Genomic DNA, 14879 nt, shown 5'->3' on the forward strand with positions numbered 1-14879 from the left:
ACCTTCAGATTGCTCTGATAGATTAGTCTGCGGTTTTCAGCAGTTGGGCAACACGATCGCTAGGCTGTGCGCCTTGGCTGATCCAGTGCGCAACACGCTCACGATCAACGCGCAGACGCTCTTCCTGTCCACGGGCGATCGGGTTGAAGAAGCCGACACGTTCGATAAAACGACTGTCGCGTGCTTTGCGGCTGTCGGTCACTGTCAGATGGTAGAACGGGCGCTTCTTGGAGCCGCCGCGAGCCAAACGGATTTTTACCATTTAACCAATATCCTGTTCTGTTGTACGAACTTTGTACGATTCAATGCAGCCAGGAGCGGCTGATATGAAGACCCATACTCGAAAGGGGCGCTATTCTATGCTAAAAGAGCGCCAAAGAAAACAGCGAAACCGGTTGTTTCCCTGTTTTAGGCGTAAGGCATTTTACATACGACCAAAGGGAGGCTGACCGCCTCCACCGCCGGGCGGCATCATACCACCCAAACCGCGCATCATGTTGGCCATTCCGCCTTTCTTACTGAATTTTTTCATCATCTTCTGCATTTGCTTGTGCTGCTTCAGCAGCCGGTTCACATCTTGAATCTGCGAACCGGAACCGTTGGCAATACGGCGCTTGCGGGAGTTGTTGACGGTGTCCGGGTAACGGCGCTCTTTGGACGTCATGGAACAGATGATCGCTTCCATTTGCCCCATAGACTTATCGTTCACCTGCTGCTGGGCTACTTTGGCCATCTGGCCCATGCCCGGCAGCTTGTCCATCAGGCCACCAATGCCGCCCATGCTTTTCATTTGCTGGAGCTGGTCGCGGAAGTCTTCAAGATCAAAACTTTTGCCTTTCTTGATCTTTTTGGTGAGCTTCTCGGCTTTGCTCTGGTCCAGCTTGCGCTCGGCTTCCTCTATCAGGGAAAGCACATCGCCCATACCCAGAATGCGTGACGCCACGCGGTCTGGATGGAACGGCTCCAAAGCGTCAGATTTTTCACCCACACCCAGGAACTTGATTGGCTTGCCGGTAATGTGGCGTACCGACAGGGCCGCACCACCGCGGGCATCACCGTCGGTTTTGGTGAGCACCACGCCGGTCAGCGGCAGGGCTTCGTTAAAAGCCTTGGCGGTGTTGGCGGCGTCTTGCCCGGTCATGGCGTCTACCACGAACAGGGTTTCTATCGGTTTTACCGCGGCGTGCAGGCGGCTGATTTCGCCCATCATCATTTCATCAATGGCAAGGCGGCCGGCGGTATCCAGTATCACCACATCAATGTGCTTTTTACGCGCTGCGCTGATGGCGCCTTCAGCAATGGCTACCGGGTCTTGATCGGCGGAGCTGGGAAAGAACTCTACGCCTACCTCGTTAGCCAGGGTTTCCAGCTGTTTGATAGCGGCCGGGCGGTAAATGTCGGCACTGACCACCATCACGCTTTTCTTTTGGCGCTCTTTCAGGAATCGCGCCAGCTTGGCAACGGTGGTGGTTTTACCCGCACCCTGTAGGCCCGCCATCATGATGACTGCAGGCGGGGTAACCGACAGGTTCAGGCCGGTGTTGGCCTCGCCCATCACTCGCTCCAGCTCCTGCTGCACCACTTTTACAAATACTTGGCCGGGTGTCAGGCTACGCTGAACCTCTTGGCCAATGGCACGCTGGCGAACACTCTCTACGAAGTCCTTAACCACCGGTAAAGCAACGTCGGCTTCAAGCAGCGCCATGCGAACTTCACGCAGCGTATCTTTGATATTGTCTTCGGTAAGCCGCGCCTGGCCCGTGATTTTGCGCAAACTGCCGGAGAGTCGGTCCTGTAGATTTTCAAACATGCGGTTCTTCCGTACCCGGATAAGAGTATTCAGGAATAATCAGGCCCCGGGGCCTGTTGATTCCGGTTGCATAATTGGCACATTATAACCAAACTATCTTCCCGAAACGACCAGCTCAGTGAAATCACTTTTAATGCGCCGTAAACCTCAGCCTGAACAGTGGCATATAGGGCAGCTCAGGATTAACACTTTATGGGAACGCTGATTCTCGCGGTTACCTCACTTCTGTTATACAGCATTGGCACGGCCCTGCAGGCTCTTCATTTCCGCGGCCGGGTGCAAAGCAGCTTGGCAATGACCACTTTGGTGGGCATGCTTGCCTTGGTGGGCCACGCACTGCTGATCACTCAGATTGTGCATCATGACGGCGGCTTCGATTTCAGTATTGTGCGCAGCTCGCTGATTATCTCCTGGCTGATCACATTCTTGCTATTGGGCCTGAATCTTACCAAACCCCTGCAAAACCTTCTATTAGGCGTATACCCCCTGGCCGGCATGACGATAATTGTTGCGCTGGCAGCGCCCACTCCGACGCGGCTGGTGCCAGATCACAGCTACGGCATGCTTACCCACATCGCCCTGTCAGTAACCGCTTACAGTCTGTTCAGCCTGGCAGCCATTCAAGCCGTGCTGTTGTCTGTCCAGAACCGCCAACTTAAAAGCAACTACAACAGCCGCCTGTTGCGCAACCTGCCCCCCCTGCAAACCATGGAGTCGGTGCTGTTCGAACTGGTGTGGGCCGGTGTTGTGCTACTGATTCTAGCCATTGTTACCGGCGCTCTTTTTGTGGAAGACCTGTTCGCCCAGGACATTGCCCACAAAACTCTGTTTTCGGTACTCTCGCTGCTGGTGTTTGTGGCTTTGCTGATTGGCCGCCACACCAAAGGCTGGCGCGGAGTGACCGCTAGCCGCTGGACACTGGCAGGCTGCGCGCTATTAATGGTAGCGTTCTATGGCAGCAAGCTGGTGCTGGAACTGATTTTCCATCGCGGCCTGTAAAACGGTAGCGCTTTCCACGCTTTTCACAAATAAAGAGGACACCTCGCTTGAACGAAACATCGCTGACCGCGCTGTTTATTACGCTAGCCGGACTTATTCTACTATCGGCCTTCTTTTCCAGCTCTGAAACCGGAATGATGTCGCTGAACCGGTATCGCCTGAAGCACATGGCGCAAACCGGTCACAAAGGTGCCAAGCGCGCCCACAGACTTCTGCAACGAACCGATCAGCTGATCGGCATTATCCTGATCGGCAACAACTTCGTTAACATCTTTGCCTCGGCCATTGCCACAGTCATCGCCATACGCATCTGGGGCGACGCCGGTATTGCCATAGCCACCGTGCTACTGACCATTGTCATCCTGATTTTTGCGGAGGTGACGCCTAAAACGTTGGCCGCACTGTTTCCGGAAAAAATCGCCTTTCCTGCCAGTTATGTTTTAGCTCCGCTGCTAAAAATACTCTACCCGGTGGTATGGGCGGTGAATCTATTTACCGGCGGCATTTTGAAACTGCTGCGGGTATCGCCGGAAGACATCGCCAACGACCACCTCAGCCGCGAGGAGCTGCGCACCCTGGTGAACGAAGCCGGCGCGCTGATTCCAGCCAAACACAAAGATATGCTGGTAAGCATACTGGACCTGGAAAAAGTGACCGTGACGGACATTATGGTGCCCCGTAACGAAGTCGTCGGGATTGACCTGGATGACGATCTGGACAGCATCCTGCGCCTGTTACGCAACAGCCAGCACACCCGCTTACCGGTTTATAAAGGCGATATCAATGACATTCAGGGCATTCTGCATTTGCGCAATACCACCAAACTGCTGCAAAAAGATGACTTAAACAAAGACATGATTGTACAGCTGTGTACCGAGCCTTACTTTGTTCCGGAAAGCACACCATTGAACACCCAGCTAATTAACTTTCAGAAGGGCCGCCGTCGCTTTGGCATTGTAGTAGACGAATACGGCGAAGTGCTGGGCCTGGCAACGCTGGAAGACATTCTTGAAGAAATTGTGGGCGAATTCACCACCGACTATGCATCCACCAGCCCAGACATTATTCCCCAGGATAATGGCACCTATATTATTGACGGCACAGCTTCGCTGCGGGTAATTAACAAAAGTTTGTCCTGGAAATTGCCAATAGATGGCCCTAAAACCCTGAATGGATTGATTACCGAAACTCTGGAGAACATTCCCGACAGCAACGTGTGCCTGAGAGTTGGCGGGCATCGAGTTGAAGTGCTACAGATTAAAGATAATGTTGTGAAGGCGGCCATTGTGCATCCAAAAAAACGCAAGAAACGCGGGCTTGGCCGCTGAATAGCACGCCAGCCTTAGTGACCGTTGATGCGTGATTTTGTGAGTTCGTCGCGAAAACTAAAAAGCAAACGTATAAAAAAAGACTCAGATGGGTTAACTTTGAAGCACAAGTATAATTCCAGTTGTTATACCAGCCTATAAAAGGCCCAGGCGGCGCGAGACAGACAGGAGCCTGCCATGAACGAACAGTCCGGCATTCATTATATCCACCAGCGCCAGAAGGTCGCTAATGGGGAAGCCGAGCCTGTTCCACCCGAAGTGGTACGCGTTCAGGAAACCGTTGTTGCCGGCTTGAGCGACCTGTTACAGGGCGCACTGGACGCTGTCGACGATTCGCTGTTTGAACTCGCCAACAACTGCCGCAACAATAACGAACAAAACCGCTACTTTGAAGCCATGCGGGAAATTCGCATTAAGCGCAAAGGTGTTGAACGCCAGTTCAACGAGGCTATTAGTTCATTTTTTGTGTCGCCCCCCAGCCAGAGCGGTCCCGATAACCGGCCCCAGGCGATAGACCCAGACAGCCTCGCGCTTGTAAGTAATGATGACCTGGAAGAACAGGTTGCGCTGAATGCCATGGCCGCAAAAGCCAAAGCGCACTTTCAAGGTCAGTTGGTTCAGCTGAACGCGCGATTCAGCCATGTGTACAAAGCCGCAGACGACGTTATCGTCAATCCTTTGGCACCAGAGCATTTAGGCCAGGCGTTTATACACGCCATACAGCCCATGGAAATCCAGATTCGTGAGCGCCTGATTCTGCTAAAGCAGTTTGACCGCTACGTTATGTCGAATCTTGGCATGCTATTAGACGAAGCCAACCGCATTTTGGTGAAGGCCGGGGTTATCCCTCACTTCCGCCATCAGGGTAAAAATGGCTCAAAAAATCAGGGCAGCGGCGGCAAGGCAGCCGACAGCCCGGATTCAATGGGCGCCTCGCAGGGGGATGCCGCAAGTGAAAGCGCGGTATTCGAACAGATACGCAGTATGCTTGCGCACCAGCGTAGCAACGCCGGTATGCCGCAGCAGCGTTCCGATAGCCGCCCGGTACACCGGGTGTCTGCCGTTGAGCTTGGAGAACTTCTTAACGCTTTACCGGCGCAGAACGCATTTGACGGCGCTAGCTACACAGGCTTCGACGAAGACCTAAGCCAGGGCGAGCCGCTAACCATAGATTTACTGGAGTTGATGCACCAACTTCTAGCGCAGGTAAAGCGCAAAGACGGCCGCAAAGCCGCTATAACCGAGGCCGATGAAGACCTCATTAATCTGGTGTCTATGCTGTTCGATTTCATTCTCGACGACGATAACCTGTCAGCACCCATTCAGGTGCTGGTCAGCCGCTTGCAAATACCCATATTAAAAGTAGTGATGCGCGATAAAACCTTCTTCAGTCACGGCGGCCATCCCGCCCGGCGCCTGCTCAACAACCTTGCCCGCGCCGGCATTGGCTGGAGCAACAGCGACGAAAAGTCGCGAGACAAACTGTATAACCAGATTCACACCATCGTGCAGCGCATTCTTGAAGAGTTTGACGGCAACGTGTCTTTGTTTGTTGCCCTGAATGACGAATTCGACGCCTTTCTGGAGCGCGAAAACAAACGTTCAACTCTGGTGGAACAGCGCACCCGCGAATCTGAGCGTGGCCGCATAAAATCCCAAAAAGCGCAGCAAACCGTAGACACGATATTGAAAGAGAAGCTGGCCCGTTACAAGCTGCCGCAAACCATTCACACCATCGTTGTTAATGGCTGGAGCCGGGTTATGTTCCTGACCTACCTCAGGGACGAGATGGAGCACCGCTGGAACGAGTCGGTAAAAGTGCTGGACGACCTGATCTGGTGCCTGCATCCCCATCACGAGGAAGCCGAGCGCGACCAATGGGTTCGTGTGGTGCCGGGATTGCTGAAAACCCTGCGCGCCGGGCTTGAAGAAGTATCGTTCAATTCGTCCAAACTCGACGAAATGATGGCCCAGCTAAAATATGAATTGGCCGAAGCTTTCCGCACCAATGCCGCTATAGAAACCCGCACAGAGCCTTTAGTAGTGGCGCCAGATTCTGAAAAAGCGGACATCGGCGAAGAACTGCAAGACAACGCCATTTCTGAATATATGGCGCAGATTGATCAGATTGAAACCGGTAGCTGGGTGGAGTTTAGCTTGGTAAACGGCGCTAGCTTCCGTTGCAAACTGTCGGCTATTATTGAAGAAGCCGACTGCTTTGTATTCGTTAACCGCATGGGCCTGAAAGTGATTGAAAAAACCCGTACCGAGCTTGCCCAAGAAATGTGCCGGGGCAGGCTAACGCTGCTTGAGCAAGGAGCGCTGATTGACCGCGCACTGAACGCTGTGGTGGGGTCTCTTCGAAGCAAAGCAGGTTAAGATCCCAGCACCTCAAACGAAAAATGCCGGCGTTTAGCCGGCATTTTCTATTTTCACTGCACATTTTTTCTATTGCGCGAGTTTTATTCCAACTGCGCAGGTTTCATTCGCACTGCGCAGCTTTTCTTGGCACTGAGAATTTCGCTTCAGGCTTCTGTCTTCTTACACGCAGCTTTTACAGCTGTGGCCAGTTCGCCGTTTTCCGACATTTCCATAATGATGTCGCAGCCGCCAACCAATTCGCCACTAATATACAGCTGCGGGTAAGTAGGCCAGCTAGAGTGCACTTTCAGCGCTTCACGCAGTTCCGGGTTGTCCAGAATGTTCACAAAAGCAAATTTCTCGCCGCAGGCCATTAAGGCCTGAACTGTTTTTGCCGAAAAACCGCACTCTGGCGCCTGAGGAGAACCCTTCATGTACAGAATAACCGAGTTTTCTTCGAGTTGGCTTTTAATGGTGTCGTTCATATCCATGTTATCTACCTCTGTGCTGGAAGCTAAAATGAAAAAGGAAAGTTTGCCTTAAGGCAATCTATTTTAACCATTGTACACGGCCCCGGCAGACCTACCAACCGTCGCCGACCGCCGCGCTTTCGAAAACCAGGGACAGATTTGAAATCTGTCCCTTATCTGAGATTTCTAAACCGGGGACAGATTTCAAATCTGTCCCCTAGCGCTAAAGACGGGGCACCGGCTGGCCCTGATCGTTGTCATGCCACCGCAGAGCGGCTAGACTGACTGCCCCTATTTTTTCACTCTACATCCACAATCATCCGGCTAGAAGCCCCGGCAACCCGGGCCTCCAGCGAGGTAAGGGCCATTCCATGGCAGTACGACATTTTTTAACACTGAACGACCTAACTCCCGATGAACTGGAAGCGCTGCTGGACCACGGCTCACGCCTGCGTCGTGAATGGCACCAGGGCGTTACCCGCGACACCTTGAAAAATCGTGTCCTGGCGATGATTTTCGAAAAGTCATCTACCCGCACCCGGGTATCCTTCGAAGCAGGCATGATGCAGCTTGGCGGCTCGGCGTTGTTTTTGTCGCCCCGCGACACCCAGTTGGGCCGTGGCGAACCGATTGAAGATTCGGCCATTGTTATCTCCAGCATGGTCGACGCTGTGATGATTCGCACCTTCGCCCACAATACCGTGGAGCGCTTTGCGGCTGCCTCCTCAGCGCCCGTAATCAACGCACTGACTGACGACTTCCACCCCTGCCAGCTGCTGGCCGATATGCAAACCTATCGCGAAAACCGCGGCAGCATTCGCGGCGCCACAGTGGCCTGGATCGGCGATGGTAACAATATGTGCCATTCCTACATCAACGCTGCAGTCATGTTCGGCTTTCATCTGAACGTGGCCTGCCCGAAAGGCTATGAGCCTGACGCCGCCGTATTTGAAGCACACAAAGAACATGTCACGGTAATGCACGAGCCCGCAGACGCTGCCCGCGACGCCAACTTGCTGGTAACCGATGTGTGGGCTTCCATGGGCCAGGAAAGCGAGCAGAAAGCCCGTGAACTGGCGTTTTCGAGCTACCAGATTAATCCGCAGTTGATGTCATTGGCCGCTAAAGACGCTCTGTTTATGCACTGCCTGCCGGCACATCGCGGCGAAGAAATCTCGCAAGACATGATGGAGCATTCGGGCTCGGTAGTGTGGCAGGAAGCGGAAAACCGCTTACACGCTCAAAAAGCCCTGCTGGAATTCCTGATTCTTAAACGTCTGGATTGATTATGAACAAGCCCGCAATCGCGTCTGACTGGTTGCTTGAAGTCAACAATCTGTGCTGCGGCTATGGCGGCGAAGCTGTGGTGAAGAACGTCAGTTTTGCCCTGCACCAAGGCGACATTGGCTGTCTGCTGGGCCCAAGCGGCTGTGGCAAAAGCACTATTTTACGCGCGCTGGCCGGCTTTTTGCCACTTAGCGATGGCAAAATCAGCCTTCAGGGCCAAGCTATCAGCCTGCCCGGCCGCGCTCTGCCGCCGGAAAAACGCCGTATTGGCATGGTGTTTCAGGATTACGCACTCTTTCCGCACCTGAGCATTGCCGACAACGTTGGTTTTGGTTTGAACCGCCTGAGCAAAGCCGAGCGCCAACGCAAGGTCACTGAATTACTGGAACTGGTGCAACTGCAGGATCTTGCCAACTGCTACCCTCACGAATTGTCGGGCGGGCAGCAACAGCGGGTTGCGCTGGCTCGCGCGCTGGCGCCAGAACCCACGCTGATTTTGCTAGACGAACCGTTTTCAAATCTGGACGCAGATTTGCGCCGGCGGCTGAGCCTGGATGTGCGTGACATTCTAAAAACCTTGGGCATCAGCGCCATTCTGGTTACCCACGACCAGCAAGAAGCCTTTGCAATGTGCGATCAGGTGGCGGTGCTGCAAAAAGGCCGAATTCAGCAATGGGACGTGCCGTTTAACCTGTATCACGAGCCGACCAATCGTTTTGTTGCCAGCTTTGTGGGCCAAGGTAGCTTTGTACTTGGCAGCACTCTGGGGCCGGACGCCATACAGTCAGAACTCGGCGTTATTCACGGTAACCGGGCTTACAAATGGGAAGCGGGCACACCGGTCGATGTGCTGATTCGGCCCGATGACATTGTTTACGATGAACATTCGCCTTTACGGCCCAAGGTGATTGAAAAAACCTTTGCTGGTACATCCACGCTCTATCGCTTTCGCTGTTCCGAATCCACCGAGTTCGAGGCGCTGTTCCGCAGCCACCTGGATTTCAATGTGGGTGATTTTGTTCCTGTGCGGGTCGATGCAGACCACCTGATTGCATTTGAACGCGAGGCCATACAAGGCTAAAGCAAGCGCCGCCAAGGTTGGCGCTTGCGCCGACGAACGCCTGGCCACCGTGCCAGTACATAATGCGCCGCACAATCGACAGTCCTAGCCCGTACCCGCCCGAAGTGCGGGTACGGCTGTCATCCAGCCTTGAAAATGCAATAAATACCCGGTCCCAGTCAGAGCGCGGTATACCTTGGCCGTCGTCTTCCACATCAATGCGGCAATTGTCGCTGTCTAGCCGACAGCGCACGCGCACCTGGCGGCTGGCGTAGCGTGCGGCGTTACCCACCAGATTCTGGATAGCGCGGTGTAAACAACGCGGTTCTACCTCAGCCATGGCCAGTGCCTCACTGGCGCCATCCACATCCAGCTCCATAACGACGGTTGGGTGCAAGAGCTGCTGCTGGGCAATGACCTGGCGCAGAAGATCAGGCACAGATGTCTGCTGCAGGAGGAACTTGGCCTCGCTCTGCTCCAGCCGCGCGTAGGTCAGTATTTCGTCTATCAAGTCGTCCAGTTCCTGAATGTCGCCGTCTATGCCCTGCAACTGCTCCTCGCTGCGCTGCGACTTATCGCTGTCGGCCAACATCTGCACGCCAAAACGAATGCGCGCCACCGGGGTGCGTAGCTCGTGGGACACCGCATGGATCATGTCGTGCTGCACCTGCACAAGGCGCTGAATATGCTCGGCCATGCTATTGAAAGCTTTCGCCAAGCGCTGTTGCAGCAGGCTGGAACCAGGTTCTACCCGCGCCGCCAGATCACCCCGGGCAATGCGCAGCGCTGCGGATTCAACCTTGAGCAAACGCCCATCCCAAGTGCGTGCCGCAAAGCCGAGCAGCAGTGCCAGCGCCGCTGCAAGCAGCAGGCACAGTGGCAAAATAATCACCAGACTCCAGGGTTTGAACGGCGGTGGTGGCACCAGCACCACCATCTCGCCGTCAGCTAGCTGCAACGCCACGCGGGGGCCCTCTCCGGATTGCGCGGTATACAGAACCAGGCCGTCACGGACTAATTGCTGCAAAACATCGGTGGGTGGCAGGCGCTCGCTGGTGTCAATGGAATAAGCGCCAAGGCCTAATGATGCGCTCAAATAACGCAGGATTTCGGGGCGACGTTCAACCGGTGAGCTGTCTAGATGCCAGCGGAAAACCAACGCGCTGGCACGCACAATGTCGCTATAAGGCGTGGCCAGGTTGAGGACGAGGATCTGGCCGTCTTCACGGGCGATTAACAGACGCCGGCCCAAGCTGGACGGCAATACCACAACCTGGCCGTAACCCAGGCGTTCGCGAATAACCGCGGTATCTGCCAACTGCGTGGCCGGGCCTACTTCAAGATTATAAGCCGGCATCAGCCAAGCGTAATGACCAACAGGATCTGCAGACTTCGCCAGCCATTGCATCAGCGCTGTGCCGTGTTGTTCCAGCCACATTTGCTGGCGAATACTGTTCAAACCTTGGAACAGCAACAGACAGAGCACTGCGATCAACAGCACAAAACCCGCTAGGCGGGCATAAAGTTTTAGAAAGTAGATCAGGGGCATGGGGCGCACTCTGGCTCAAACAAAAACTCGGGCTTAAGCAGCTATTCAGGCTTTCGCAACTACTCAGGCTTCTTTTACGAACAGATAGCCTTTGCTACGCACGGTTTTTATGCGCCGTGGGTGAATGGGGTCGTCACCAATTTTTGGCCTTATACGGGACACACGCACGTCAATCGAGCGGTCCTGGCCGTCGTATTCTATGCCACGCAAAGCGGTAAAGATTTCTTCACGGCTGAGCACCCTGCCCGCGTTGCTCGCCAGCAACCACAGCAAGTCAAACTCGGCGCTGGTTAAATCCACTGTAACGCCAGACAGCCAGGCTTCGCGCATTGATCTGTCTATCACCAACTCGTTGAACTTCACCCGCACCGGGCCTTCGCTCACGGGATCGCTGCCGACCAAGGGCTGGTTTTTTTCGGCAACGCGGCGCATCAATGCACGAATGCGCGCGAGTAACACCCGCGGTTGTACCGGTTTGCCAATGTAGTCATCGGCGCCCATTTCCAGGCCCAGTATCTGGTCCATGTCATCGGTTCTGGCGGTTAGCATCAGTATCGGGCCGCTGTATCGCGGCCGCACCCGGCGGCAGATAGACAAGCCGTCTTCGCCAGGCAGCATCAAATCAAGCACCACAAGGTCTGGCTTTTCGTTTCGAATACGCTCTACAGCGGCCCCACCGTGGGACTCAATAGACACCGTAAGCCCGTTATTCTGCAGGTAATCGCGGGTCAGGCTGGCCAGCCGTTCGTCGTCTTCTACAATCAGGATTCGCCAGTTGTCAGTCGTCAGTTCCATAACAGTCTTTCCTAACTTCAGGCTATGACAAGGGCCGGCCCTGGGCAATTTCCTCTGCACTAGCGCTGCGGCGGCCAACAATTTCCAAATCAAAATACAAGGTTAGACCAGCCAGCGGGTGATTGGCATCAATACGCACCAAATTGCCGTCAAAACCCATCACCTGGACAATCTGCGCCTCGGTGCCCGTGTTGGTCTGAAACTTCATGCCCGCTTGTAAGTTCTCTACGCCTTCGAACATCGAGCGCGGTACTTTACGCACCAGGTCGGCCCGGTGTTCGCCGTAGGCCATCGCTGGCGGTACGGTGACTTCAAGGCAGTCACCCACGCGGCGGTCTTTCACGGCACGCTGAATGCCCTCAACAATGTCCGGGCTGCCGTACACAAAATGCAGCGGCTCGCTACCCTCAGAGGTATCGACCAGCTCACCAACGGCGTTTTTAAGTACATAGTGAACGGTGAACACGTCAATTGTAGAAGAAGAATCTTGCATAGTTTGCGTCATTGCTCTTATTGGGGTGTATTGGTCAGTTGCAGGCCGTAAATCAATAACCGCTGGTCCAGCTTCTGGCGCACCCCTTTCGGCGCGGCCAGTTGCATGCGTTCTAGCAGCGATTGGAAGCGACTTTGGTCGTCGCGGGTACGGGCAGCCCGCACCAGGGTCATAAGTTTACCACGACCTGTGGCAGTTTCAGCCTGTATCCGTTTCAGTGCTTTAGCAATCGCCAACTCTTCAGCGGTAAAGTCACAGCCAAAGGGAAACGCTGGAAAACGGTTGTTGCCCGGCACCGCTGCCAAGGCTTTGTGGATGTGTGCCGGCGTATTATCGGCCCAAGCTTTTGGCGGTTTGAAACTCTTCGCCACCTTGCCTGCCTTTTTCGCCTGCTGCAAAAGGCCGGCCTGGAAGCGGGCGTCGGCAATCGCGATCATCCGCAGGTATACCTGCTCGTCAGACTGGCCCCGCAAATCGGCAATGCCATATTCGGTGATCACAATGTCCCGCAGGTGGCGAGGTATGGTGCAATGGCCGTAGCTGAACACAATATTCGACAATACTTTGCCAGCCGCTTTGCGAGTGCCGCGTAAACACAAAATGGAACGCGCACCCGCTAATTCCATACCCATGGCCACAAAGTTGTACTGACCGCCTACGCCGCTGACCACGCGGCCGTCTTCCAGGCCGTCAGACACCGCCGCGCCCGCCAGGGTGTGCATCATGGTGGTGTTTATAAAGCGACCGTGCTGGCGCTGGGCGGCTTTCAACGCCTGATTGCCAAAGCGGTGGTCGTACAGGTCATTGATGTAGTTCACGCTGGTCATGCAGATGCGCTGGCGCTGCTGCGGCGACAGGTCACGCAGTGCCTGATAGAAAGATTCGGGGCCAATGTAGAAGCCGCCGTGCATCACCACGCCTTCGCTCAGCTTGTCGCCCAAGCCGCCGTCTTGCAGCAGTCGGCGGGTGTCGGGGTGGTTGATGTCGGCAGACACCGTGCGCTGCTGCAGGCTAAGCTGGCCATCCTGCAAACACAGTTCAGAATGCACAATCCCGAATCGCTGCAGGAACTCCAGATCCTGCGGCCTCAGCGGCGAGGCAATGATGTGTTCACGCAATAACACATCAAGTGTATTCAGGTTGATCTGCGCGCTAATGTCACCGCGGTTCAGCAACTCCTGCAGCCCTTGGTGAGCAAACACTTCACGCTTTAACACCCCGGCTTCCACCAGGTGCATAAAGCCGTCAATGATCATTTCGCTGCAACCGTAAAGGCCCTGGTCAAACGTGCCGGTGCCCCCAATACCATCGACAGCCGGATAGCGGGCGGCGATGTCCAGGTGCTGATATAAGCGCTTCCAGGCGTCGTTATGGCGGTGGCGCAAAAGGGTGCTGTTGATCAGTGCATCCCCCAGGGAACCGATACCCACCTGCAACGTGCCACCGTCTTTTACCAAGGTGCTGGCATAGAAACCAATCAGATGGTCCGGCGGGCTGATGGCCATTTGTGGCGCCGGAAACATCGGGTAATCGCTTTGCGGTTGCGCCAAAACCACGTCTATATCGGCTTCGGCCATTTGGGCATCACGGCCTAGCCAGGGCAAATGCCGGTTCAGCTCACCCACCAATACGGTGGGCACGCCCTCTTCGCGCTGGCGCGCACGCAAAAGCGGGATAATGTCCAGGGTCAGGTCCGGATTGCAGCTCAGGCTCACCTGACCCGGCTCACCGTTTTGATCACCTGGCGCCACCATTTGAGCCACCACGTTGATACCCATAGCCATCAAATCGCGCACCGCATGAGTGTAGTTCAGGCTGATATAGTGGCGCTGCTGCGACGAATTGTGCATAAAACTGCCGGCCTTGAAAAAGAACTCCGACACTTTCACATTCGACGGCAGTTTGTTGGCCCGCAAATCCAGAGCGTATTCCAGATCCGGGATCGCGCCGTACAAGCGCTCTGAAAAAGGTTCGAGGAAGCGCTTTTCCAGGGCCGAACGGCCACTGGGTTTCACCAGCGACAAGGCCGTGAAAATGTGCAGTTCGATTTGGGGGTCGCGCTTGGCGCGCCGATAGAGCGCATTTACAAAGCGCAGGGGCTTGCCCAAACCCAGAGGCAAACCAAGAGTAATCTTGTTGCCAACACGGCGGATTACATCTTCAACACAGGCGTCTGCGTCGTCCATTCGCATCGTGCAATCTTCGGCCATTTTCCGGTTCCCGTTAACCCATAGTGAATTCTGTTAGCAGAATCATCACATGGGCAGCACGGCCAAACAATGCGTCAGATCAGTAATCGGGTGTCCCGCCAGGCTGATTCAGCGGTTTCAGAAGGTCCACTTCAGAAGGTCCACTTCAGATTCAGGCAGGCGCCTTCGTCAATCAGGGAAAAGCCGTGGTCGGCCCGCATCGTTTCGTAGGCATAGCGGCGGGAAGTGTCGCGGCGGGTCAACGACAGGGTCAGCAGACGTGAGCCCACTTCGGCCAGAATATCGGCACTGCCTTCCGTTTGGTCAATGGTGGCGTAACTCCGCCCCGCCATGACAGCTTGCAGCTGTTTTACATCGGCCATAGTGACAGATTCTTTCACCGTGCCACGATCACTACTGCCTATTTGCTCAGACGCATCTGCACCGGCCGCAAAGATGGCAATATTGATAACGAGCAATATGAAAAATAGTCGAAGAATCATAATGGGCAACGATTATTTAGCTGACTTAAAATTAT

General features: G+C 54.7%; 13 protein-coding genes. 5 read left to right on the forward strand and 8 right to left on the reverse strand.

What is annotated here, in order from left to right; translation table 11 throughout:
• Positions 1 to 22: 22 nt before the first annotated feature.
• Together rpsP and ffh are read right to left on the reverse strand one after the other, a co-directional pair.
• The gene (gene rpsP, locus MELB17_RS03650; protein WP_007348783.1) at positions 23 to 262 is read right to left on the reverse strand and encodes a 30S ribosomal protein S16; all 240 of its coding nucleotides are present in this window, start codon (positions 260 to 262) and stop codon (positions 23 to 25) included.
• Between the two features lie 162 nt (positions 263 to 424).
• Positions 425 to 1810 carry a signal recognition particle protein gene (ffh, locus tag MELB17_RS03655; protein ID WP_007348784.1) on the reverse strand — a complete coding sequence of 462 codons (1386 nt, stop codon included), beginning with the start codon at positions 1808 to 1810 and terminating at the stop codon, positions 425 to 427.
• A gap of 192 nt (positions 1811 to 2002) precedes the next feature.
• Between ffh and MELB17_RS03660 the strand changes: the two genes are divergently transcribed.
• The 3 genes from MELB17_RS03660 to MELB17_RS03670 all read left to right on the forward strand — a co-directional run bounded on the left by MELB17_RS03660 (position 2003) and on the right by MELB17_RS03670 (position 6516).
• Positions 2003 to 2809 carry an inner membrane protein YpjD gene (locus tag MELB17_RS03660; RefSeq protein ID WP_007348785.1) on the forward strand — a complete coding sequence of 269 codons (807 nt, stop codon included), beginning with the start codon at positions 2003 to 2005 and terminating at the stop codon, positions 2807 to 2809.
• A 47-nt stretch (positions 2810 to 2856) separates the two neighbouring features.
• Positions 2857 to 4137 (forward strand): HlyC/CorC family transporter, encoded by a 1281-nt coding sequence (locus MELB17_RS03665; RefSeq protein ID WP_007348786.1) that lies wholly within the window; start codon positions 2857 to 2859, stop codon positions 4135 to 4137.
• Between the two features lie 177 nt (positions 4138 to 4314).
• The gene (locus tag MELB17_RS03670) at positions 4315 to 6516 is read left to right on the forward strand and encodes a DUF1631 domain-containing protein (RefSeq protein WP_007348787.1); all 2202 of its coding nucleotides are present in this window, start codon (positions 4315 to 4317) and stop codon (positions 6514 to 6516) included.
• A 146-nt stretch (positions 6517 to 6662) separates the two neighbouring features.
• Here MELB17_RS03670 and grxD read toward each other — a convergent pair whose 3' ends face one another.
• Positions 6663 to 6989 carry a Grx4 family monothiol glutaredoxin gene (gene grxD / locus MELB17_RS03675; RefSeq protein WP_007348788.1) on the reverse strand — a complete coding sequence of 109 codons (327 nt, stop codon included), beginning with the start codon at positions 6987 to 6989 and terminating at the stop codon, positions 6663 to 6665.
• A 350-nt stretch (positions 6990 to 7339) separates the two neighbouring features.
• Here grxD and argF point away from each other — a divergent pair, with 350 nt between their 5' ends.
• Both argF and MELB17_RS03685 read left to right on the forward strand, forming a co-directional pair.
• The gene (gene argF, locus MELB17_RS03680) at positions 7340 to 8254 is read left to right on the forward strand and encodes an ornithine carbamoyltransferase (RefSeq protein WP_007348789.1); all 915 of its coding nucleotides are present in this window, start codon (positions 7340 to 7342) and stop codon (positions 8252 to 8254) included.
• A 2-nt stretch (positions 8255 to 8256) separates the two neighbouring features.
• Positions 8257 to 9336 (forward strand): ABC transporter ATP-binding protein, encoded by a 1080-nt coding sequence (locus MELB17_RS03685; RefSeq protein ID WP_007348790.1) that lies wholly within the window; start codon positions 8257 to 8259, stop codon positions 9334 to 9336.
• On the opposite strand, the gene MELB17_RS03690 is transcribed toward MELB17_RS03685, so the two are convergent.
• The 5 genes from MELB17_RS03690 to MELB17_RS03710 form a co-directional block, all read right to left on the reverse strand.
• Positions 9257 to 10864: an ATP-binding protein gene (locus MELB17_RS03690; protein WP_007348792.1), complete on the reverse strand. Its 1608-nt coding sequence runs from the start codon at positions 10862 to 10864 to the stop codon at positions 9257 to 9259. The two genes, MELB17_RS03685 and MELB17_RS03690, sit on opposite strands and share 80 nt — an antisense overlap.
• 63 nt (positions 10865 to 10927) lie before the next feature.
• Positions 10928 to 11659 (reverse strand): response regulator, encoded by a 732-nt coding sequence (locus MELB17_RS03695; protein WP_007348793.1) that lies wholly within the window; start codon positions 11657 to 11659, stop codon positions 10928 to 10930.
• A gap of 22 nt (positions 11660 to 11681) precedes the next feature.
• The gene (locus tag MELB17_RS03700) at positions 11682 to 12152 is read right to left on the reverse strand and encodes an FKBP-type peptidyl-prolyl cis-trans isomerase (RefSeq protein WP_007348794.1); all 471 of its coding nucleotides are present in this window, start codon (positions 12150 to 12152) and stop codon (positions 11682 to 11684) included.
• A 17-nt stretch (positions 12153 to 12169) separates the two neighbouring features.
• Positions 12170 to 14362: an acetyl-CoA hydrolase/transferase C-terminal domain-containing protein gene (locus MELB17_RS03705; RefSeq protein ID WP_007348795.1), complete on the reverse strand. Its 2193-nt coding sequence runs from the start codon at positions 14360 to 14362 to the stop codon at positions 12170 to 12172.
• 131 nt (positions 14363 to 14493) lie between these two features.
• A complete protein-coding gene (locus tag MELB17_RS03710) occupies positions 14494 to 14844 on the reverse strand; it encodes a hypothetical protein (protein WP_007348796.1) in 351 nt (116 codons plus the stop codon).
• Positions 14845 to 14879: the final 35 nt, after the last annotated feature.

This window comes from Marinobacter sp. ELB17 (genome assembly GCF_000169375.1).
GTDB lineage: Bacteria > Pseudomonadota > Gammaproteobacteria > Pseudomonadales > Oleiphilaceae > Marinobacter.

Excerpts from the sequence above, each read along its gene's own strand:
- rpsP (WP_007348783.1), bottom strand. The coding sequence starts at position 262 with ATGGTAAAAATCCGTTTGGCTCGCGGCGGCTCCAAGAAGCGCCCGTTC.
- ffh (WP_007348784.1), bottom strand. The coding sequence starts at position 1,810 with ATGTTTGAAAATCTACAGGACCGACTCTCCGGCAGTTTGCGCAAAATC.
- MELB17_RS03660 (WP_007348785.1), top strand. The coding sequence starts at position 2,003 with ATGGGAACGCTGATTCTCGCGGTTACCTCACTTCTGTTATACAGCATT.
- MELB17_RS03670 (WP_007348787.1), top strand. The coding sequence starts at position 4,315 with ATGAACGAACAGTCCGGCATTCATTATATCCACCAGCGCCAGAAGGTC.
- grxD (WP_007348788.1), bottom strand. The coding sequence starts at position 6,989 with ATGGATATGAACGACACCATTAAAAGCCAACTCGAAGAAAACTCGGTT.
- argF (WP_007348789.1), top strand. The coding sequence starts at position 7,340 with ATGGCAGTACGACATTTTTTAACACTGAACGACCTAACTCCCGATGAA.
- MELB17_RS03685 (WP_007348790.1), top strand. The coding sequence starts at position 8,257 with ATGAACAAGCCCGCAATCGCGTCTGACTGGTTGCTTGAAGTCAACAAT.
- MELB17_RS03690 (WP_007348792.1), bottom strand. The coding sequence starts at position 10,864 with ATGCCCCTGATCTACTTTCTAAAACTTTATGCCCGCCTAGCGGGTTTT.
- MELB17_RS03695 (WP_007348793.1), bottom strand. The coding sequence starts at position 11,659 with ATGGAACTGACGACTGACAACTGGCGAATCCTGATTGTAGAAGACGAC.
- MELB17_RS03700 (WP_007348794.1), bottom strand. The coding sequence starts at position 12,152 with ATGCAAGATTCTTCTTCTACAATTGACGTGTTCACCGTTCACTATGTA.
- MELB17_RS03705 (WP_007348795.1), bottom strand. The coding sequence starts at position 14,362 with ATGGCCGAAGATTGCACGATGCGAATGGACGACGCAGACGCCTGTGTT.
- MELB17_RS03710 (WP_007348796.1), bottom strand. The coding sequence starts at position 14,844 with ATGATTCTTCGACTATTTTTCATATTGCTCGTTATCAATATTGCCATC.